The organism is Mesorhizobium sp. M1169 (genome assembly GCF_040318345.1).
Classification (GTDB): Bacteria; Pseudomonadota; Alphaproteobacteria; order Rhizobiales; family Rhizobiaceae; genus Mesorhizobium.
Window position 1 is genome coordinate 11,794 of sequence record NZ_JAMYME010000051.1, and the last position, 18,335, is coordinate 30,128.

Annotated in this window: 21 protein-coding genes; 10 read left to right on the forward strand and 11 right to left on the reverse strand. The window is 63.3% G+C overall.

Annotation, left to right across the window (positions count from 1 at the left end; translation table 11 throughout):
* Positions 1-59: 59 nt before the first annotated feature.
* The 6 genes from dapF (at position 60) to NKH41_RS30195 (ending at position 5,851) form a co-directional block, all read left to right on the forward strand.
* Complete coding sequence (gene dapF / locus NKH41_RS30170) at positions 60-944, forward strand: diaminopimelate epimerase (RefSeq protein ID WP_352470815.1); 885 nt, start codon at positions 60-62, stop codon at positions 942-944.
* Complete coding sequence (mtaB, locus tag NKH41_RS30175) at positions 944-2,245, forward strand: tRNA (N(6)-L-threonylcarbamoyladenosine(37)-C(2))-methylthiotransferase MtaB (RefSeq protein ID WP_352685340.1); 1,302 nt, start codon at positions 944-946, stop codon at positions 2,243-2,245. The genes dapF and mtaB overlap by 1 nt, the downstream gene beginning before the upstream one ends.
* 11 nt (positions 2,246-2,256) lie before the next feature.
* Positions 2,257-3,840, forward strand: coding sequence for a signal recognition particle-docking protein FtsY (gene ftsY / locus NKH41_RS30180; RefSeq protein ID WP_352767360.1), 1,584 nt, complete (start codon positions 2,257-2,259; stop codon positions 3,838-3,840).
* A 60-nt stretch (positions 3,841-3,900) separates the two neighbouring features.
* Positions 3,901-4,566: a septation protein A gene (locus NKH41_RS30185; RefSeq protein ID WP_352493215.1), complete on the forward strand. Its 666-nt coding sequence runs from the start codon at positions 3,901-3,903 to the stop codon at positions 4,564-4,566.
* A 90-nt stretch (positions 4,567-4,656) separates the two neighbouring features.
* Positions 4,657-5,277 carry a pyridoxamine 5'-phosphate oxidase family protein gene (locus tag NKH41_RS30190; RefSeq protein ID WP_352685342.1) on the forward strand — a complete coding sequence of 207 codons (621 nt, stop codon included), beginning with the start codon at positions 4,657-4,659 and terminating at the stop codon, positions 5,275-5,277.
* A 40-nt stretch (positions 5,278-5,317) separates the two neighbouring features.
* Positions 5,318-5,851 (forward strand): NADPH-dependent FMN reductase, encoded by a 534-nt coding sequence (locus NKH41_RS30195; RefSeq protein ID WP_352767671.1) that lies wholly within the window; start codon positions 5,318-5,320, stop codon positions 5,849-5,851.
* A gap of 106 nt (positions 5,852-5,957) precedes the next feature.
* Here the strand turns inward: NKH41_RS30195 and NKH41_RS30200 are convergent, their stop codons facing one another.
* On the reverse strand, positions 5,958-6,167 hold the full coding sequence (locus NKH41_RS30200) for a tautomerase family protein (protein ID WP_352767358.1): 210 nt from the start codon (positions 6,165-6,167) through the stop codon (positions 5,958-5,960).
* A gap of 32 nt (positions 6,168-6,199) precedes the next feature.
* On the reverse strand, positions 6,200-7,117 hold the full coding sequence (locus NKH41_RS30205; RefSeq protein WP_352767356.1) for an SMP-30/gluconolactonase/LRE family protein: 918 nt from the start codon (positions 7,115-7,117) through the stop codon (positions 6,200-6,202).
* Positions 7,118-7,381: 264 nt separating this feature from the next.
* Between NKH41_RS30205 and NKH41_RS30210 the strand changes: the two genes are divergently transcribed.
* Positions 7,382-7,549, forward strand: coding sequence for a hypothetical protein (locus NKH41_RS30210; protein WP_023721879.1), 168 nt, complete (start codon positions 7,382-7,384; stop codon positions 7,547-7,549).
* A 16-nt stretch (positions 7,550-7,565) separates the two neighbouring features.
* Here the strand turns inward: NKH41_RS30210 and NKH41_RS30215 are convergent, their stop codons facing one another.
* From NKH41_RS30215 to ccmA, 6 genes are all read right to left on the reverse strand, one after another.
* Positions 7,566-8,609: a DUF2332 domain-containing protein gene (locus tag NKH41_RS30215; RefSeq protein ID WP_352767354.1), complete on the reverse strand. Its 1,044-nt coding sequence runs from the start codon at positions 8,607-8,609 to the stop codon at positions 7,566-7,568.
* 15 nt (positions 8,610-8,624) lie between these two features.
* The gene (locus tag NKH41_RS30220; RefSeq protein WP_352767352.1) at positions 8,625-9,200 is read right to left on the reverse strand and encodes a DsbE family thiol:disulfide interchange protein; all 576 of its coding nucleotides are present in this window, start codon (positions 9,198-9,200) and stop codon (positions 8,625-8,627) included.
* On the reverse strand, positions 9,197-9,364 hold the full coding sequence (gene ccmD / locus NKH41_RS30225) for a heme exporter protein CcmD (protein WP_352456348.1): 168 nt from the start codon (positions 9,362-9,364) through the stop codon (positions 9,197-9,199). Before ccmD ends, NKH41_RS30220 begins: the two co-directional genes overlap by 4 nt.
* 102 nt (positions 9,365-9,466) lie before the next feature.
* A complete protein-coding gene (locus tag NKH41_RS30230) occupies positions 9,467-9,844 on the reverse strand; it encodes an Imm50 family immunity protein (RefSeq protein WP_352470823.1) in 378 nt (125 codons plus the stop codon).
* On the reverse strand, positions 9,844-10,509 hold the full coding sequence (gene ccmB, locus NKH41_RS30235) for a heme exporter protein CcmB (protein WP_352470824.1): 666 nt from the start codon (positions 10,507-10,509) through the stop codon (positions 9,844-9,846). The genes NKH41_RS30230 and ccmB overlap by 1 nt, the downstream gene beginning before the upstream one ends.
* Before the next feature lie 196 nt (positions 10,510-10,705).
* Positions 10,706-11,314, reverse strand: coding sequence for a heme ABC exporter ATP-binding protein CcmA (ccmA, locus tag NKH41_RS30240; RefSeq protein ID WP_352767350.1), 609 nt, complete (start codon positions 11,312-11,314; stop codon positions 10,706-10,708).
* A gap of 282 nt (positions 11,315-11,596) precedes the next feature.
* Here ccmA and acnA point away from each other — a divergent pair, with 282 nt between their 5' ends.
* On the forward strand, positions 11,597-14,287 hold the full coding sequence (gene acnA, locus NKH41_RS30245) for an aconitate hydratase AcnA (protein ID WP_352767348.1): 2,691 nt from the start codon (positions 11,597-11,599) through the stop codon (positions 14,285-14,287).
* 92 nt (positions 14,288-14,379) lie between these two features.
* Here the strand turns inward: acnA and NKH41_RS30250 are convergent, their stop codons facing one another.
* On the reverse strand, positions 14,380-15,060 hold the full coding sequence (locus NKH41_RS30250) for a ceramidase domain-containing protein (RefSeq protein WP_352780229.1): 681 nt from the start codon (positions 15,058-15,060) through the stop codon (positions 14,380-14,382).
* Between the two features lie 175 nt (positions 15,061-15,235).
* Here NKH41_RS30250 and NKH41_RS30255 point away from each other — a divergent pair, with 175 nt between their 5' ends.
* Positions 15,236-15,985 carry a DUF1223 domain-containing protein gene (locus NKH41_RS30255; RefSeq protein WP_352470828.1) on the forward strand — a complete coding sequence of 250 codons (750 nt, stop codon included), beginning with the start codon at positions 15,236-15,238 and terminating at the stop codon, positions 15,983-15,985.
* Positions 15,986-16,460: 475 nt separating this feature from the next.
* Positions 16,461-16,847 carry a DUF2794 domain-containing protein gene (locus NKH41_RS30260; protein WP_031212724.1) on the forward strand — a complete coding sequence of 129 codons (387 nt, stop codon included), beginning with the start codon at positions 16,461-16,463 and terminating at the stop codon, positions 16,845-16,847.
* 4 nt (positions 16,848-16,851) lie between these two features.
* Here NKH41_RS30260 and NKH41_RS30265 read toward each other — a convergent pair whose 3' ends face one another.
* Together NKH41_RS30265 and NKH41_RS30270 are read right to left on the reverse strand one after the other, a co-directional pair.
* On the reverse strand, positions 16,852-17,421 hold the full coding sequence (locus NKH41_RS30265) for a GNAT family N-acetyltransferase (protein WP_352470829.1): 570 nt from the start codon (positions 17,419-17,421) through the stop codon (positions 16,852-16,854).
* A 110-nt stretch (positions 17,422-17,531) separates the two neighbouring features.
* Entirely contained in the window at positions 17,532-18,311 is a 780-nt protein-coding gene (locus NKH41_RS30270) for a Bax inhibitor-1/YccA family protein (RefSeq protein ID WP_254817871.1), read from the reverse strand.
* Positions 18,312-18,335: the final 24 nt, after the last annotated feature.

The window sequence follows — 18,335 nt, forward strand, 5'->3', positions numbered from 1 at the left end:
GGTAATTTCTGCCGCTATCCGCCATATAGGCGCCAAACCGGCAAGAGACCTTTCGATCGATGGCAAGCGCGGCCCCTTTCGCCAAGATGAACGGCATCGGCAACGAAATCATCGTTGCCGATATGCGTGGCCGTGCCGATCGCGTGACGCCTGCGGCAGCCGTCGCGCTTAATGCCGATGCGGCGACCAGGTTCGACCAGATCATGGCGATCCACGACCCCAGGACGCCGGGCACCGCCTTTTTCATCGACATCTTGAATTCCGACGGAACCAGGGCGCAAGCCTGCGGCAACGGCATGCGTTGTGTCGTCCAGGCGCTCGCCGCCGAGACCGGCCAGAAGACATTTGCCTTTGAAACAGTCGCCGGCATCCTCAATGCCGAGGAACATGCCGACGGAATGATCTCGGTCGACATGGGCAGGCCGCGCTTTGGCTGGCAGGACATCCCGCTGGCCGAGGAATTCCGCGACACCCGCATGATCGAGCTGCAGATCGGCCCGATCGATGCTCCGGTGCTGCATTCGCCGTCGGTCGTCTCGATGGGCAATCCGCACGCCATCTTCTGGGTCGACCGCGACGTCTGGTCGTACGAGCTCGAGCGCTTCGGCCCGCTGCTCGAAAACCACCCGATCTTCCCCGAGCGCGCCAACATCACCATCGCGCAGGTGACCTCGCCGGAGACCATGGCCATCCGCACCTGGGAGCGCGGCGCCGGCCTGACCAAGGCCTGCGGCACGGCTGCTTGCGCCGCTGTGGTCGCCGCGTCCCGCACCCGGCGTACCGGCCGCGGCGTCACGCTGATGACGCCCGGCGGCGGCTCGCTGCATGTTTTGTGGCGCGACGACGACCACGTCATCCTCACCGGTGCCGCCGAATGGGAATTTTCCGGCAGCTTCGATCCGTCGACCGGGGCGTGGGCGCGCGACACCGAAAGCGCCGCCTGATGGCTCCTCTTGGCAACAAGGGTATCGAGGTCGTCACCTTCGGCTGCCGGCTGAACACCTATGAATCCGAGGTGATGCGGCGTGAAGCCGAAAGTGCGGGCCTCGGCGGCCTCGAAGGCGGTGCCATCATCTTCAACACCTGCGCCGTCACCGGCGAGGCTGTACGCCAGGCCAAGCAGTCGATCAGAAAAGCCCGCCGTGAGAACCCGGCCGCCCGCATCATCGTCACCGGCTGCGCCGCGCAGACCGGCCCGCAGGATTTCGTCGCCATGGACGAGGTCGATCTCGTCCTCGGCAATGAGGAAAAGCTGAAGGCGCATTCCTATCGCGCGCTGCCGGATTTCGGCGTCAACGACACTGAGAAGGCGCGCGTCAACGATATCTTTTCGGTGCGCGAGACGGCCGCCCACATGGTCGACGCCATCGAGGGCCGGGCGCGCGCCTTTGTCCAGGTGCAGAACGGCTGCGACCACCGCTGCACCTTCTGCATCATTCCCTACGGTCGCGGCAATTCGCGCTCGGTGCCGATGGGCGCCGTGGTCGAGCAGATCAAGCGACTCGTCGGCAATGGTTATGCCGAGATCGTGCTGACGGGCGTCGACATGACCAGTTTTGGCGCCGATCTGCCGGGCGCACCGAAGCTCGGCAAATTGGTCAAGACCATCCTGAAGCAGGTGCCAGACGTGAAACGCCTGCGGCTTTCCTCGATCGACTCGATCGAAGCCGACGACGATCTGCTGGACGCCATCGCCACCGAGCCGAGGCTGATGCCGCATCTGCATCTGTCGCTGCAATCGGGTGACGACATGATCCTGAAGCGGATGAAGCGCCGGCACAGCCGCGACCAGTCGATCCGCTTTTGCGAGGATGTGCGCAAACTGCGCCCGGGCATTGTTTTTGGCGCCGACATCATCGCCGGCTTCCCGACCGAGACGGACGCCATGTTCGAAAACTCGCTGGAGATCGTCGAGGAATGCGGCCTGACGCATCTCCACGTCTTCCCGTTTTCGCCGCGCCAGGGCACGCCCGCCGCGCGCATGCCGCAGCTCCGCCGCGACGTCGTCAAGCAACGCGCGGCACGCCTGCGCGCCGCCGGCGAGGCCGCCTATCGCCGCCATCTTACCTCGCTCGCTGGAACGCATCAGTCGATCCTGGTCGAGCGTGACGGCCTTGGCCGCACCGAAGGGTTTACGCTGGCCGCGGTCTCTGCCGGCGCTCCGGGCGACATTGTCGAGGCTGATATCGCCGGCCATGACGGTATCCGACTGATCGCCGCGCCGCTTGCCGCCCGCGCCGCCTGAGAGCGCAAGACATGGCTGGGTTTTTCAAGAAGATATTTTCGTTCGGCAAGAAGGAAGTCGTCGAGGAGCGGCCCGACGAGGCCGCGCCGCTGCCGCCGATCAAATGGGACGAACTGGAGGCGCTGAAACCGGCCGCCGAGCAGGCCGTCCCGGAGTTTTTGAAACGCGAAGAATCGCGGCCCGAAGTCGAAGCCGTACCTCCACCGCCAGTCGAACCAGAGTTGTCTCCGGCACCGCAACCGGCGCCGGAAGAGCAGAAGCCTGAGCCGCCGCCGACCATTCCACCCGAGCCGGAAACGCCTGCTGAGGAACCGGAGGAGATCCGGGCCGAGCCGCAGCAGCCAGAAATCGTCCCCTCCCAGCCGGAACCTGCACCCGTCGAAGTGCCGGTAGTGCCCACCGAGGCTCCCTCAGCAGCGCCAGAGCGCGAAGTCCCGCCCGCCGAAATACCGCCCCCGATCCGCCAGCCAGCGCCGGCCGAGACGAAACCGATCTTGACCGAGATCGCGCCCGAACCGGAGGTCGTGCCGGCGCCCCACCCTCCCATCGAGGGGGAGGTAAAGCCCGAGCCGGAAGCCGTTCCGCAACCTGAGCCAAAGCCCGCCCCCGGCAAAGTCACCGTAACCAAGAAGGTCGAGCAGAAAGCCGAGCCGCAGAAGGCGCCCGAACCGGCGCCGAGGCGCTCCTGGTTCCAGCGCATGCGAGACGGGCTTGCCCGCTCTTCCAAGGAGTTGTCGGGCAACATCGCCGGCGTCTTCACCAAGCGGAAGCTTGACGAGGACACGCTGCAGGACCTGGAGGATGTGCTGATCCGCGCCGATCTCGGCATGGAGACGGCTTTGCGCGTTACCGACGCGCTCTCCGCCAGCCGCTACGGCAAGGACGTCTCCGACACCGAAGTCCGCGCCATCATGGCGGCCGAGGTGGAGAAGGTGCTGACGCATGTCGCCATGCCGCTGGAACTCGATCTAAGCCACAAGCCGCATGTCATCCTGGTCGTCGGTGTCAACGGCACCGGCAAGACCACAACCATCGGCAAGCTGGCGGCAAAGCTGACCGATGGCGGCCTCTCGGTGATGCTCGCCGCCGGCGACACTTTTCGCGCCGCCGCGATCGAGCAGCTGAAGATCTGGGGCGAGCGCACCAACTCGCCAGTCATTGCCTCGAAGCTCGGCGCCGACGCCGCTGGCCTCGCCTATGACGCATTCGAGCGGGCGAAGGAGGCCGGCTCCGACGTGCTGATCATCGACACCGCCGGGCGGCTGCAGAACAAGACCGAACTGATGGCGGAACTGGAAAAGATCGTCCGCGTGCTGGGCAAGCTCGATCCGGAAGCGCCGCACACCGTGCTGCAGACGGTCGATGCCACCACCGGCCAGAATGCGCTCAACCAGGTCGAGATCTTCCGCAATGTCGCCGGCGTCAACGGCCTGGTAATGACCAAGCTGGACGGCACGGCGCGCGGCGGTATTCTGGTGGCGATCGCGGCAAAGCACAAATTGCCGGTCTATTTCATCGGCGTCGGCGAACAGGTCGACGACCTCGAACCCTTTTCCGCAAGCGAATTCGCCAGGGCGATCGCTGGAGTGGCTTGACGAGCATGATTCCGAAAAGTTGCAGGCTCTTTGGATTGGATCATGCGTAAGAAGGACGCTATGAACCCACCCATCCTCGAAGGCGACCCGTCCGATCCGCGACGCAGGGCGTTGAACCCCGGCCTGAAATTCCTGCTCGAACTCGGGCCTGGCCTGGTGTTCTTTTTCACCACCATCCGCGGCGCGTGGCTTGTCGGGAAGTTTCCGATCCTCGGCCATATCGGCGAGCCTATCCTGATTGCCACAGCGTTCTTTATGGTGGCGACGGCACTGTCGCTCAGCGTTTCGTGGATTTTGACGCGTAGCTGGCCGATCATGCCGTTGGTCTCGGCCATCGTGGTGTTTGTGTTTGGCGCGCTGGCGCTGTGGCTGCAGGACAAGACCTTCGCTTTCATGAAGCCGACAATCATCAACAGCCTGTTCGGCATCACGTTGCTTGGCGGGTTGGCGTTTGGCAGATCGCTGTTGGGCTATGTCTTTGATTCCGCCTTCAATCTCGACGCCGAAGGCTGGCGCAAGCTCACTTTCCGATGGGGACTCTTCTTCCTTTTTCTGGCTGCGCTGAACGAGATCGTGTGGCGCAACTTTTCTGAGGAAGCCTGGCTTTATTTCAAGGTCTGGGGCACGATTCCCATTACCCTTGTCTTCACGTTAAGCCAAATGCCGTTGATCCTGCGCCATTCGCTCGAGGACAAGGCCGGCAAGGAAGAGAAGGCCGGCAAATAGAGCAATTCCAGGAAAGTGTGTAGCGGTTTTCCCGGGAAAAGCGCGTAGCGTTTTCCCTAGGGAATTGCATCAGAATAAGGGGAGAGGGGCATGGAATTCATCACCACGCGCGACGAGTTGAGGACGATCTACAAGACGCCTCGGCTGACCGACGGCTCGATCCGCAAGGAATTGAAGACATTGGACGGCCACTGCCGTTCATTCATCGGCAAGAGCCCGTTCGTGCTGATCGGCTCGTCCGACGGCGCCGGCAATGCCGATGTGACGCCCAAGGGCGACAGGCCGGGTTTTGTGGCAGTGCTCGACGAGAAGACCATCGCCATCCCCGACCGGCCGGGCAACAACCGGCTCGACACGCTGGAGAACATCCTTCTCAATCGCTCGGTCGGGCTGCTCTTCCTCATTCCCGGCATGAACGAGACGCTGCGTGTCAACGGCGATGCCCGCATCACCGTCGATGCGGCGTTACGCGAGCGGCTGGCGGTCGACGGCAAGGCGCCGCAAAGCGTCGTCGTGGTGACGGTCAAGGCCGCCTATATGCATTGCGCCAAGGCCTTCATGCGCTCCGAACTGTGGAAGCCGGAGAGCTGGTACGACCGCGCGACGCTGCCGACGCTCGGCCAGATCCTGCGCGACCAGCTGGCGCTCGCCGATTCGGCCGAGGCGACCGACCGCTGGCTGGATGAGGAATACAGGGAGACCATGTGGTAGCGTGCCCGGCAACGAATCGCCCAAGCCGGTCTCCATTCCTTTGCTGAACATCCTCGCCATCTCCGGCAGCCTGCGCGCCGCCTCGACCAATTCGGCCCTGGTCGCGGCACTCGCGCAAAACGCGCCGCCGGACTGTCACGTCTTCGTCTACGATGGACTTGGCCGGCTGCCGATCTTCAACCCCGACGACGAAGGCGAGCGGACGCCGCCGCAAGCAGCAGTGCTGATCGATGCGGTCACCGCCGCTGACGGCGTCATCGTCTCCTGCCCGGAATATGCCCACGGTGTGCCAGGCGGCCTGAAGAACGCGCTTGACTGGCTGGTGTCGCGCGATGCCGCCGTTGGCAAGCCAGCCATGCTGGTGCATGCCTCGCCGCGCTCGCTGTTTGCCCGCGCCGCACTGGTCGAGATCATGCGGACAATGTCTTTTGCGCTCCATGAGGAAGCAGCGCTCGAAATAGCGCTGCTCGGCAAGAAGCCGCCGGAGGTGGAGGATATCTTATCGCAGCCGGAAAACCGGCTGACGATGCGCGATGCCCTATCCGCCTTCGCGGAGTTCATCCGCTCGCGGTGAACGCCGGACCGTGCTTTCGCCATCCCAGGGTCTCCGCGACGGAGTTTCGCTCCTGCTCCGCCCCGGGATGACGACGCTAGGAGCTGCGGCCAATCTGTGCCGGGAACTATCCCTTGCTCCTCCGCGTCTCGACGTCGGTCTCGCCGACGAACCAGTCGCGTGCAGCGACCTCCTCGAAAACCACCCAGACATCGTTGTTGGTCAGGCCGGTGACGCCGGTGATGGCCGCTGTCACCTGGGCGGCGATCGCGGCCTTTTTGCCGGCCGGGTCATCGGCAATCGCCTCCTTGACCAGGCGGATATTCACGAATGGCATGGTTCCCTCCCTTGCATATGCTTGGCGGCCGCTCAGTAGGTTTTGGCGCCGTTGACCATGAGCCGGACCATGTAGAGCGATGTGGTGCCGGCGATGTAGAGGCAGTTCAGCTTGTTGCCGCCGAACACGCAATTAGCAACGACTTCTGGTACCTTGACCTTGCCGATCAGCGTCCCGTCCGGATCGTAGCAATGGACCCCGTCGGCGGCACTGGTCCAGATGCGGCCGTCCGCATCCAGCCTGAAACCGTCGAACAGGCCGGCGGTGCAGTCTGCAAAGACCTTTTCGCCTGAGACCGTCTTGCCGCCCTGGCCGACATTGAACACCCGGATGTGCGCCGGATTTTGCGCACCATGCGTGCGGCCGGTATCCGCGACATAGAGTTGGCGCTCGTCGAGCGAGAAGGCGAGCCCGTTGGGCCTCACCATGTCGGTGATCACCGCCTCGGTCTCGCCGGTGCCGGGATCGACCCGGTAGACATGGCAGGCGCCGATTTCGCTTTCGGCCTTGTCGCCCTCGTAATCGGTATCGATGCCGTAGCTCGGATCGGTGAACCAGATCGAGCCATCGGACTTGACCACCGCGTCATTGGGCGAGTTCAGCCGCTTGCCGCGCCATTTGTCGGTGATGGTGATGACCGAGCCGTCATGCTCGGTGCGGCTGACGCGGCGGCCGGAATGCTCGCAAGTAACCAGCCGGCCTTGCCGGTCGACGGTGTTGCCGTTGGAATTGCCGGACGGCTGACGGAACACGCTGACGCTGCCGTCGGTCTCGTCGTAACGCAGCATGCGATTGTTCGGGATGTCGGACCAAACCACATAGCGCCCGGCTGCAAACCAGGCCGGTCCTTCCGCCCATCGGCAGCCGGTAAACAGCCTGTCCACCTGTGCATTGCCGTTGAAAAGCCGCGAAAAGCGCGGATCGAGAACTTCGTAGAATTCGCTGGCCATGGTTCCTCCCGGTAGCAGTCGCTTGGCAAGGGCGCGATCAAGCCAGCCTGCGATCGATATGGCAAGATCGATGATGCGTCTGAAGCATTATGGAAGCGAATGCTGGCCCGGACGGCAGGTCACATCCCGTTAACCGGCTATGCGCCCAGCGCAATGGTGCATTGCAACATCTTATTTTTGCAACGCACCATAACTATGTCATGCTCCGTATCGATCAAGGGAGGAACAACTGGCCGCGAAATGCGGCGCAAAAGGAAACTCGCTATGATCATCGACAGCCTCATGAGCCGCGCTCGCGCCAGCATCGCCAAGCGCCGGCATTACAACCGCCTCGTCGCCGAAATCGACAGCTTCAGCAGCCGCGACCTCGCCGACATGCGCGCCGACCGCTCAGAAATGCTCTACCAGGTCCACAAGCAGATCTACGGCTGAGTGAATGGGATCGGGCTTAGCCCACCCATTCGATCCAGCGGCCGTGGTAATCGCAATGGGCCAGGCGGTGCGTCTCGCCGCCCGGCCATAAAGTCAGGCTGAGTACCGCCCAATTGTTTGTGGGATCGCGCGGCTCCATCCTCAGCCTTGCGATAGGCGCAGCGGCCGTGGCCTGTCTGCCCGCCTGCTCCAGGGCGACGATGATCGCATCCTTGGTCGCCCGCGGCAGGTATTGCCACATGATCGAATGATAGAGCACAAAAGCGCCACCCTCCTGCCGCGCGGCCAGCCCCTTCCCGACAAAATCCGCCGCGTCCGCTTTGACAAGTGGCGGTCGAAACTTTTCGGCAAGTGACAGCGCAGCGTCGAGCCGGGCCAGCCGCGTAGCCTGATCGGCCCAGACGTAAGACCGAAGCCGCAACCGTGTGGCTGCGTCGGCGACATCTACCGGCGCGATGTCACAGCCGGCGCGGTGGCGGACGTCGATCGCTCCACCAAGCGGAACAGCGAGTCCGCGCACCTCCGGCGCCAACCGAACGGTGGAGGTCCGGTCGCCCCACTCGGCATCGCCGTAGCGGTAGTGAAAGCTGTCGAACAGGAGATTGAGCCCAGCGCTGGCGCCAATCTCGCACAAGTCCAGCGGCAGGCCGGTTTCCCGCGCGACCGTCAGAAATCCAGGCAGCAGCATCGCCGACCGGGCGATTTCATTGGTCTGCGGCGCACCGGCGAGGCCGGCGACGATCCGCTCGTCGGATCGCGCAATTGCCTCCGGCAGCACCGCCGCGATCTCGGATTCGCTTGTCTGGTTGGGCGGATAGATCAGTGCCAATCGCTCATTGGCACCCGTCAGGACCAACCCATGCAGCGCGCCGCAAAGCCGCAATGCGAGGGCGTCGGCGCGCGCGTCGCCCGGCCAACCGAGCACCGCCTGCCCGGTCCTGGTGTTTGCGTCGAGAACCTTAGCGAGCGCACGGCATAAATTCGCGGTGAAAGGCGAGCCAAGTCCATCGCAGGCTTTCGCCTGTGCCAGAAAATGATCGCGGATGTCTCGTTCGTCCATCGCGTTTCAGGTGTCTCAGCCCGGAGCCGCGAGCGCCTTCTCGATTTCGGGTAACAGCAGCGTCCGCGCCGAGTCCGGCGTCAGCGGCCCTACATGCTTATAGGCGATCTTGCCATCCTTGCCGATGACGAAGGTTTCCGGCACGCCGTAGACACCCCAGTCGATCGCCGTGCGTCCGGCTTGGTCGACGCCGATCGCCTGGAATGGATTGCCGAGATCGCCAAGGAACCGACGGGCGTTTTCCGGCTGGTCCTTGTAGTTCAGCGCCGCCATGACGAAGCGTCTGTCCTGCGACAGCGCCAGCAGCACCGGATGCTCTTCGCGGCACGGCGCGCACCAGGACGCGAAGACGTTGACCAGCGTCACCTTGCCGGCGAACTGTTTTGAATCGAGGCCCGGCAAATTGGTGCCTTCGAGCGCCGGCAGGTTGGTCTGCGGCGCCGGCAGGCCGATCAGCGCTGACGGCACTTCCGACACGTCGCGCCCGGACAAAAGCTGCGCCAGGAACAATCCCGCCAGCCCGAGAAAGACCACCAGCGGCAGCAGCACGATCAGGCGGCGGCGCGCCGATGTTTGGGTTTCCGTGCTCATGATTTTACTGCCTTGTCGGAGCGCCGGCGCACGCCGGATGCCTCCAGCTCGGCAAGCTCTCGCTTGCGGCCGCGCTGGTCGAGCAGAATCCAGCCGATCAGCCCACCCAGCACCACGGCCGTGATCGCATAGGCGGCGGTGACATAAAGGGCGTGAACGCTCATTTTCCCGATCCAAGGCTTCTCACGGCGGAATTCATAGCCTCACCGGCTGTTTGTCGCAATGAACGGGTCTGCGGCAGATTTGCGGTTATCGCAAGCCGAAGGTCACTGCGAACGCAAAACACCTGATATGTTTTTGATACGCATGTATTGGCACGTCAGAGACAGCCTGACAGCCCCTTCGCAGGTAAGCAGGATTCTACCGGCGTCATCCCACATCCTGATTGCACTCCAGCCATGGCTCCGGAACTTGCGAAGGCTAATCGATTCGACCGCGATGAACTCAAGCCCGAAAGACACGGCATTGAACGCCGCCCATTTGGCGGGGGGCCGGTAGGGGAGGACGGTCGAGATGAAGGAAAGATACATGCTAGGCCCTTCACGATTGATTTCGGCCTTGGTTACCTCGACGGAAGACAGGTCCGGATAGTTGCCGTAGATTGTCTGGAGAAAGATCGGGTTCTCTATGCGCAGCGGCCACATCAATCCGTTCCGTGCCGAAGCGCCAGCGCCGCCGCCACCGGCCCGAGCACGGCAAGGAACAGGGTCAGCGCGGCGAGAATGAGGAAGGGCTGCAGAAAAGGATCGGGGTTCGCCACCGCGCCATAGCTTGCTGATACGCCGAAGATCAGCACGGGAATAGTTAGCGGCAGCACCAGCACCGAGATCAGCAGGCCCCCGCGCGGCAGCGCCACCGCCACCGCGGCACCGGCGGCACCGATGAAGGTGATCGCCGGCGTACCGACCAGAAGCGTCAGCGCCGTCGCACCGATGCCGATGGGCTCCATGTTCATGAACAGGCCGAGCAAGGGAGCGGCGATGACCAGCGGCAGCACGCTTCCCGCCCAATGCGCCAGGCATTTCGTCAGAACGGTCAAGGCCAGCATGTGCCGGTCGTTGCCAAGCACCAGAAGATCGAGCGAGCCGTCCTCGCGGTCGGCCTGGAACAGGCGGTCGAGGCCGAGCAGGCAGGCCAGCAATGCGGCGATCCACAGGATCGCCGGGCCGATGCGGGCCAGCAGCTTCAGCTCGGGACCGACGCCGAAGGGGATGGTCGCGATAACGGCGAGAAAGAAAATCACGCCGGTAAGCGCCCCGCCGCCGGCGCGGATACTCAGGCGGATGTCGCGCAGAAAGAGGGCTAGCATGATGTGAGATGCTTTCGCCTGGGCACCCCCCTCTGTCCTGCCGGACATCTCCCCCTCAAGGGCGGAGATTGGCTGTCACGACTGCCTTCGCCAATCTCGATCGTTGAGAGTTGAGCGCAGCGACGAAGCTGCCAATCTCCCCCCTCGTGGGGGAGATGTCCGGCAGGACAGAGGGGGGCGCCGTAGAGCACCAACATCAAACGGCCTCGCCCATCACCAGCCCTTGTGCCCCCTCGATCCCAAGCGGCAAATGCGTCGCCGCAACCACGATCCCCCCACTCTCGAGGTGCTTCCCCATCAATTCGCCGAATCTCTCCTCCGAAGCGTTGTCCAGTCCTGCCGTCGGCTCATCGAGCAGCCACAATGGCCGGTGGCTTACCAGCAGTTTTGCAATCGCCGCGCGGCGGCGTTGCCCGGTCGAGAGATAGCCGAAAGGCAGATGGCCGATGCCGCCCAGCCCGACGGTTTCCAGCGCCTCTCCAACACCCGCGGAACCGGCGCCCGAAAAATCGCGCCAGAAGCACAGGTTTTCCGTAACGCTCAGCGCCGTCTTCATCGCGTTGAGGTGGCCGAGATAGTGACACGCCGAGGCGGCCGACGGAAAGTCTTCGCCACCACCTTCGAGCCGCACACGGCCTGCCGCCACCGGCAACAGTCCGGCGACGATCCTGAGCAGCGTCGATTTGCCGGCGCCGTTCGGCCCGGTGACGACCAGCGCCTGGCCATCCCCCAGCGCGAATTCGATGCCGGAAAATACCGTCTCGCCGCCGCGTTCGCCGCCCAGATTTTCGGCGATCAGCCGCATCCGTCCCCCTTCGCCGAAAGTTCAGGCGCGGCTTCGGTGCGCCGCACCAAAAATGGCGATTCCGTGTCTAGAACTATTCCAGAAAATTCTCTATATCCGCATCATCCGTGCCAGCGGTCGGCACGGGAACCGAATTTGCGCCGAACCAGCGCGCGTGCCGCCTTGAACGGCCCGGACGCTTGGGAACGGATAGCGGAAATGGCCGTACCCGCACCTTTGCGCGTGATTTGCATGCCCACTGGCGTCCGTTCCCTTCCGGCAACCGACAGTTAGGGATCGCACGTGTCCAAATCACTCGACAGCTTCAATTGCCGCCGCACGCTGACCGCCAGCGGCACCGAGTACATTTACTATGACCTTGTCGAGGCCGAAAAGAACGGCCTCACCGGTATTGCCCAATTGCCCTATTCGATGAAGGTGCTGCTGGAGAATCTGCTGCGCAACGAGGACGGCCGTTCCGTTACCAAGGAGAGCATCCAGGCGGTCGCCGGCTGGCTGACTGACCGGGGCACCGCCGGCGTCGAGATCGCCTATCGCCCGGCTCGCGTGCTGATGCAGGATTTCACCGGCGTTCCAGCCGTGGTCGACCTTGCCGCCATGCGCGACGCCATGGCCTCGCTCGGCGGCGATCCGCAAAAGATCAATCCGCTGGTGCCGGTCGATCTGGTCATCGACCACTCGGTCATCGTCGACGAATTCGGCACGCCGTTGGCTTTCGCCCGCAATGTCGAGCTTGAATATGAGCGCAACGAGGAACGCTACAAATTCCTGAAATGGGGCCAGCAGGCGTTCCGCAATTTCCGCGTCGTGCCGCCCGGCACCGGCATCTGCCATCAGGTCAATCTCGAATATCTCGGTCAGGTCGTGTGGACCAACAGCGAAGACGGCGAGACCACCGCCTATCCCGACACCTGCGTCGGCACCGATTCACATACCACGATGATCAACGGCCTCGGCGTTCTCGGCTGGGGCGTCGGCGGCATCGAGGCGGAGGCCGCGATGCTTGGCCAGCCGGTCTCCATGCTGCTGCCTGAAGTCATCGGCTTCCGGCTCACCGGCAGGCTGAGGGAAGGCGTCACCGCCACCGACCTGGTGCTCACCGTCACCCAGATGCTGCGCAAGAAGGGCGTCGTCGGCAAGTTCGTCGAATTCTTCGGGCCGGGCCTGTCCAACATGACGCTGGCCGACCGCGCCACCATCGGCAACATGGCGCCGGAATATGGCGCCACCTGCGGCTTCTTCCCGGTCGACAGCGAAACGATCCGCTATCTGACCATGTCCGGTCGCGACGAAAGCCGCATCGCCCTGGTCGAGGCTTATTCGAAGGCGCAAGGCTTGTGGCGCGACGCCGGCTCGGCCGATCCGGTCTTCACCGACCTGCTGGAGCTCGATCTCGGCAGTGTCGTCCCGTCGATGGCCGGGCCGAAGCGGCCGGAAGGCCGGGTCGCACTTGAAGACATTCCGGCCGGCTTCGCCAAGGCCATGGAGTCCGAATACAGGAAGGCCGCCGAAATCGACAAGCGCTATGCCGTCGACGGCACGAACTACGATCTTGGCCATGGCGATGTGGTCATCGCCGCCATCACCTCCTGCACCAACACCTCGAACCCGAGCGTGCTGATCGGCGCCGGGCTGTTGGCGCGCAATGCCAACCGGCTCGGCCTCAAGCAGAAGCCGTGGGTCAAGACCTCATTGGCGCCGGGCAGTCAGGTCGTCGCCGAATATCTCGAGAAATCCGGCCTGCAGAAGGAGCTCGACCAGATCGGCTTCAACCTGGTCGGCTTCGGCTGCACCACCTGCATCGGCAATTCCGGCCCGTTGCCGGCGCCGATCTCCAAGACCATCAACGATAAGGGCCTGATTGCTGCAGCAGTCTTGTCCGGCAACCGCAATTTCGAAGGCCGCGTCTCGCCCGACGTGCAGGCGAACTATCTCGCCTCGCCGCCACTGGTCGTCGCCCACGCGCTGGCCGGGACCGTGACCAAGGATCTGACCACCGAACCGCTCGGCGAGGATCGCAACGGCAATCCGGTCTATCTCAAGGATATCTGGCCGAGTTCGGTCGAGATCCAGGAATTCATCGAGAAGAACGTCACGCGCGAATTGTTCGCCCGCAAATATGCAGACGTCTTCAAGGGCGACGAGTACTGGCAGAACGTCAAGGCGCCGGAAGGCCAGACCTATGCCTGGGACGACAATTCCACCTATGTGCAAAACCCGCCCTATTTCGCCGGCATGACGTCGGGCTTCGGCAAGATCGGCGATATCAAGGGCGCGCGCGTGCTCGGTCTGTTCGGCGACAAGATCACCACCGACCACATTTCGCCGGCCGGTTCGATCAAGGCGGCCTCGCCGGCCGGCAAGTACCTCACCGACCACGGCGTCGGCGTCGCCGATTTCAACCAGTACGGCACGCGCCGCGGCAATCATGAGGTAATGATGCGCGGCACCTTCGCCAACATCCGCATCCGCAACCACATGCTGGGCGAGAACGGCCGCGAGGGCGGCTACACCATCCATTACCCGTCGAAAGAAGAGGAATCGATCTACGACGCCGCCATGCGGTACAAGAAGGAAGGCGTGCCGCTGGTCATCTTCGCCGGCGTCGAATATGGCAACGGCTCGTCGCGCGACTGGGCGGCCAAGGGCACCAATTTGCTGGGCGTCCGCGCGGTCATCGCCCAGTCCTTCGAGCGCATCCATCGCTCCAATTTGGTCGGCATGGGCGTGATCCCCTTCGTCTTCGAGGAAGGCACCTCATGGGCCTCGCTCAACCTCAAGGGCGACGAACTGGTTGAGATCGACGGACTGGGCAACATCAAGCCGCGGCAGAAGATGATCGCCAGGATCACCTACGGCGACGGCAGCGTCAAAGAGGTTCCGATCATCTGCCGCATCGATACGCTGGACGAGCTCGACTACTTCAAGAATGGCGGCATCCTGCAATACGTGCTGCGCGATCTGGCCGCTTAAGTGAGTAGGGCAATAAGGGAGTAGGCAGTAGGGTGAAGCAAGGAGAAGCGACTTATTCCCCTACTGCCCTACTGCCCTACTGCCCTACTGCCCTACTGCCCTACTCCCCCAATTCCCGGCTTTCCAAACCGCGCTGTCGCCGCCAGCAGCACGCCGAGCATCAGCCCGTTGAATATGTGCCACAGGAAATGCGTGCCGAGCGGAAAGCCGCCGCAGACCAGCGGATCGATCATCCGGCAGATGACCGACACGACGAAGATCGCCGAGCCCGCCAGATTGTACCAGCCGGCACGGTTACCGCTGGCCGCCACCATGGCGCCGAAGAAGGCGAGCGCCAGGAAGGGCGGCAGATAGCCGGTCGTCCCGTTCGACGCCTGGCGCAGCCAGTCGGGCACGGCAAAGGTCACCAGCCCGGCGACGGCATAGAAGGCGACGAAAATGGCGATCGCCTTGCCCCATTTCATGCCGAGAAAACGCCGCAGGTTGAACAGCGTGTAGGCCAGCGTGAACCCGGCGATCGGCAGCACGTCGGCCCAGACCGTGCCACGGTTGGCAAAGGTGTGGAACAGCGACGAGCCGACGCCGATCGCCACCACCCACCAGGCCAGCACTTCGGCGAAGGTGCCGGTGCCGCGCTTGCGCACCTGCCAGACACCCCATAGCCCGGCGGCAAAAAAAGCCAGATTGCTCAGCGCATTGAGCGGTTCGGCCCAGAATTCCGGCCCCGTCCGCTCGCAATAGAGGTCGACCGGCGCCAGGAGAGATTGCCACATGCTGATTGCCGCCCGAATCGCTTCCATCGTGAAGTGCAAGTCCACCTATTGCGCCCTTGCCAGCGGTTGCAACGGCAAAATTTCACCGCAACGTGACTTCCCGTTGACTGCCGCTTCTGCCACATATTTCGACAACCAGAACAAAGCCGGCGTCACCGGCGGGATCGGAACGGCCATGCCATCTCGAAGACCATTGCGGCTTGCGGCCCTTGCGCTGGCCCTCTCGGCGTTTGCCGGCAGGGCCCTTGCCGAGCCAACCGACAAGCCATTAGGCGTCGTCGAGCTCTTCACCAGCCAGGGATGCAACTCCTGTCCGCCGGCAGATGAATTCTTCGCCGAGCTCGCCGCCAAAGAGGACATCGTCGCGCTCGCCTATCATGTCGATTATTGGGATTACCTCGGCTGGCAGGACACGCTGAGCCGCAAGGAAAATACCGAGCGGCAATACGAGTATATGCGCGCCTTCGGCAGTCGTTCCGTCTACACCCCGCAAGCCGTCATAAACGGCCGCAGCCATGTCAACGGCGCCAGCCGCAAGGAAGTCGACGGCGCGCTGGCCCGCATGGAGAGGGTCGGCGAAGGCATGCGCGTCGGCATCAAGGTCAGCCGGACCAGCGATCGCGTCATGATCGATGCCGGCGACGCTGTGACCGGCCCAACCGACGCGCATGTCGTCATCGTCTATTTCAATCCGCCGCAGACGATAAAGATCGGCAAGGGCGAAAACAGCGGCCGCAGCATGACCTACTGGAACGCCGTCTCCAGCATCCAGACCGCCGGCATGTGGCACGGCAAGGCGCAGCGCTACGAACTGCCGATGAGCGAGATCGCCAAGAAGGGCGGCTGCGCCGTGCTGCTGCAGTCGGTCGGCAAGGACGGCATGCCCGGGCCGATCCTGGGCGCAGCCTTTATCCGCAAGCCTTAGATAGGGCGCCCCCCGTTCTCCCCTTGTTGTGGGAGAAGGGATAACCGCGCTCAAGCCTCCGACGACAGCCTATCTGGATGGATCGCATCGCCACGGCTAATAAAAAACCGGCGTCAGCTTGCTTCTGACGCCGGTCATTTAGGTTTTGGGATCGTCGCACCCGATCTTTCCAAGGAAAAACCGAGGTTGGTTCGATCCGACGCAGACCCGTGGGCGGGGGGCTTGGGGTTTACGAGCCGGTGCCGGACCGAACCGTCTCAGGCAACGCCGGTAAATTCGTCGGACATTGGGGCATGAGCACGGATAAAAAAGGGCAGGATTGTGGCAAAGCATCACCAATTTCAACAGGCGTTTCGCAAACGTGACTGGACGCTGGAGAAACCGCGCGGTGCTGCCGTTGCCCGGCCGGGCCTTGCAATTCGGCAACGAAAGCGCCAACTTTGGTCGGCGTACGATTCATTGCGAGGATCCAGGCATGACTGATCGCAGCAGCGGGACGGAGGATGGGGACGCATCCGCAATATTGATCCCGCTGCATGAGGCAAGACGCGAACGCCTCGACCAGCCGGTGCGGTTCGACCGGCGCGAACTCGACCAGATCCTCAGGCTCTACGGCCGTATGGTTGCCGCCAATGAGTGGCGCGACTATGCCATCGACCATCTCGCCGACCGCGCCGTTTTTTCCGTCTTCCGCCGCACCAGCGAGGTGCCGCTTTTCCAGATCGTCAAGGATCCGAAGCTGGCGCGCCGGCAAGGCGCGTTCGCCGTCATCGCCGCCGGCGGGCGCATCCTCAAGCGCGGCCAGGAACTCGGCCGGGTGCTTGGCGTGTTCGACCGAACACTGAAGCTGGTCGAGGCGTAACCCTTTATTTTTGCAGGCGGAACTTGCGCTCGGGCAGCGATTGCGGATCAGGCGGGATGGACGCCCCGCCGTTGATCGGCAGCTGCATGAAAACCGTGTCCAGCCAGCGTCCGTGCTTATAGCCTGAGCCTTCCAGGCGGCCGGAATGACGAAAGCCGAGCTTCTCGTGCAACCTTACCGAGGCGCTGTCGGGCCGGCCGTCGCCGATCACCGCGATGATCTGGCGAAAACCCGCCGCCTTGGCCGCTTCGATCAGCCCTTGCATCAAGAGCAGCCCGACGCCTTGCCCTTTGGCCTCGGGCGCGACATAGACGGAATCCTCGACGACGAAGCGGTAGGCCGGGCGCGGCCGGAACGCCCCGGCATAGGCATAGCCGAGCACGGCGCCGGCCTTTTCCGCAACGAGATAGGGAAAGCCGCCCGCCATCAGAGTGTCGAAGCGCGTGCCCATCTCGGCGCGGCTCGGCGGTTCGAGTTCGTAGCTCGCCGTGCCGTTTATCACCGCGTCGGCATAGATTTCCGTGATCTGGTCAAGGTCGGCCAATGTCGCGGCGCGTATCGTGATGCTGCTCATAATTTAGGCACGTCGTTCATCTGCCCTATATCACAGCAAAAGCCGGGACAAAAGAAAAGGGCGGCCATTGGGCCGCCCTTTCCAAACTCGCTGGTCCAGGAAAACCGTACTTAGCGACGGTCGCCCATGAACTGCAGCAGAAACATAAACAGGTTGATGAAGTCGAGATAGAGCCTCAATGCGCCCATGATCGCCTTGCGGCCGGCGACATCGGTCTCGTCGCCCTCGAAGTACATCTCCTTGATGTTCTGCGTGTCGTAGGCGGTGAGGCCAGCGAAGATCAGCACGCCGATCGCCGAAACGGCGAAGGAAAGCGCCGACGACTGCAGGAAGATGTTGATCACCATCGCGATGATCAGGCCGACCAGGCCCATGACCAGGAACGACCCGAACGCCGAGAGATCGCGCTTGGTCGTGTAGCCGTAGAGCGACAGCCCGCCAAAGGCGGCGGCGGTGGCGAAGAAGGTCTGCGAGATGCTGGCGGTGGTGTAGACCAGGAAGATCGACGACAGCGACAGGCCGACGAGGCCGGCGTAGACCCAGAATGTCGTCTGCGCAGCCGAAACGCTCATCGACTGGACGCGGAACGACAGGAACATCACCGCTGCCAGCGGGGCGAAGATCACCAGCCATTTCAGCGGCGAGCCGAAGATCGCGTAGCCGAACGAGGTCAGCATCTCGCCGCTTGGCAACGTCGCGACCGCCGAGGCGGGATCGCTGGTAGTGGCCAGCATGATTGTGCCGACCGCGGCAAGGCCGGTGATGAGGAGGCCAAGCCCCATCAGATTGTAGACCTTAATCATGTAGGCCCGCAGGCCCTGGTCGATGGCAGCATCGACGCCGGCGCCGGGCACGGCGCGCGTCTGATAATTGCGAACGGGATCAGCCATGGAAATCCTCATATTGCTTCCGCC

Excerpts from the sequence above, each read along its gene's own strand:
- dapF (WP_352470815.1), top strand. The coding sequence starts at position 60 with ATGGCAAGCGCGGCCCCTTTCGCCAAGATGAACGGCATCGGCAACGAA.
- mtaB (WP_352685340.1), top strand. The coding sequence starts at position 944 with ATGGCTCCTCTTGGCAACAAGGGTATCGAGGTCGTCACCTTCGGCTGC.
- ftsY (WP_352767360.1), top strand. The coding sequence starts at position 2,257 with ATGGCTGGGTTTTTCAAGAAGATATTTTCGTTCGGCAAGAAGGAAGTC.
- NKH41_RS30185 (WP_352493215.1), top strand. The coding sequence starts at position 3,901 with ATGAACCCACCCATCCTCGAAGGCGACCCGTCCGATCCGCGACGCAGG.
- NKH41_RS30190 (WP_352685342.1), top strand. The coding sequence starts at position 4,657 with ATGGAATTCATCACCACGCGCGACGAGTTGAGGACGATCTACAAGACG.
- NKH41_RS30200 (WP_352767358.1), bottom strand. The coding sequence starts at position 6,167 with ATGCCATTCGTGAATATCCGCCTGGTCAAGGAGGCGATTGCCGATGAC.
- NKH41_RS30205 (WP_352767356.1), bottom strand. The coding sequence starts at position 7,117 with ATGGCCAGCGAATTCTACGAAGTTCTCGATCCGCGCTTTTCGCGGCTT.
- NKH41_RS30210 (WP_023721879.1), top strand. The coding sequence starts at position 7,382 with ATGATCATCGACAGCCTCATGAGCCGCGCTCGCGCCAGCATCGCCAAG.
- NKH41_RS30215 (WP_352767354.1), bottom strand. The coding sequence starts at position 8,609 with ATGGACGAACGAGACATCCGCGATCATTTTCTGGCACAGGCGAAAGCC.
- NKH41_RS30220 (WP_352767352.1), bottom strand. The coding sequence starts at position 9,200 with ATGAGCACGGAAACCCAAACATCGGCGCGCCGCCGCCTGATCGTGCTG.
- ccmD (WP_352456348.1), bottom strand. The coding sequence starts at position 9,364 with ATGAGCGTTCACGCCCTTTATGTCACCGCCGCCTATGCGATCACGGCC.
- NKH41_RS30230 (WP_352470823.1), bottom strand. The coding sequence starts at position 9,844 with ATGTGGCCGCTGCGCATAGAGAACCCGATCTTTCTCCAGACAATCTAC.
- ccmB (WP_352470824.1), bottom strand. The coding sequence starts at position 10,509 with ATGCTAGCCCTCTTTCTGCGCGACATCCGCCTGAGTATCCGCGCCGGC.
- ccmA (WP_352767350.1), bottom strand. The coding sequence starts at position 11,314 with ATGCGGCTGATCGCCGAAAATCTGGGCGGCGAACGCGGCGGCGAGACG.
- NKH41_RS30250 (WP_352780229.1), bottom strand. The coding sequence starts at position 15,060 with ATGTGGCAATCTCTCCTGGCGCCGGTCGACCTCTATTGCGAGCGGACG.
- NKH41_RS30255 (WP_352470828.1), top strand. The coding sequence starts at position 15,236 with ATGCCATCTCGAAGACCATTGCGGCTTGCGGCCCTTGCGCTGGCCCTC.
- NKH41_RS30260 (WP_031212724.1), top strand. The coding sequence starts at position 16,461 with ATGACTGATCGCAGCAGCGGGACGGAGGATGGGGACGCATCCGCAATA.
- NKH41_RS30265 (WP_352470829.1), bottom strand. The coding sequence starts at position 17,421 with ATGAGCAGCATCACGATACGCGCCGCGACATTGGCCGACCTTGACCAG.
- NKH41_RS30270 (WP_254817871.1), bottom strand. The coding sequence starts at position 18,311 with ATGGCTGATCCCGTTCGCAATTATCAGACGCGCGCCGTGCCCGGCGCC.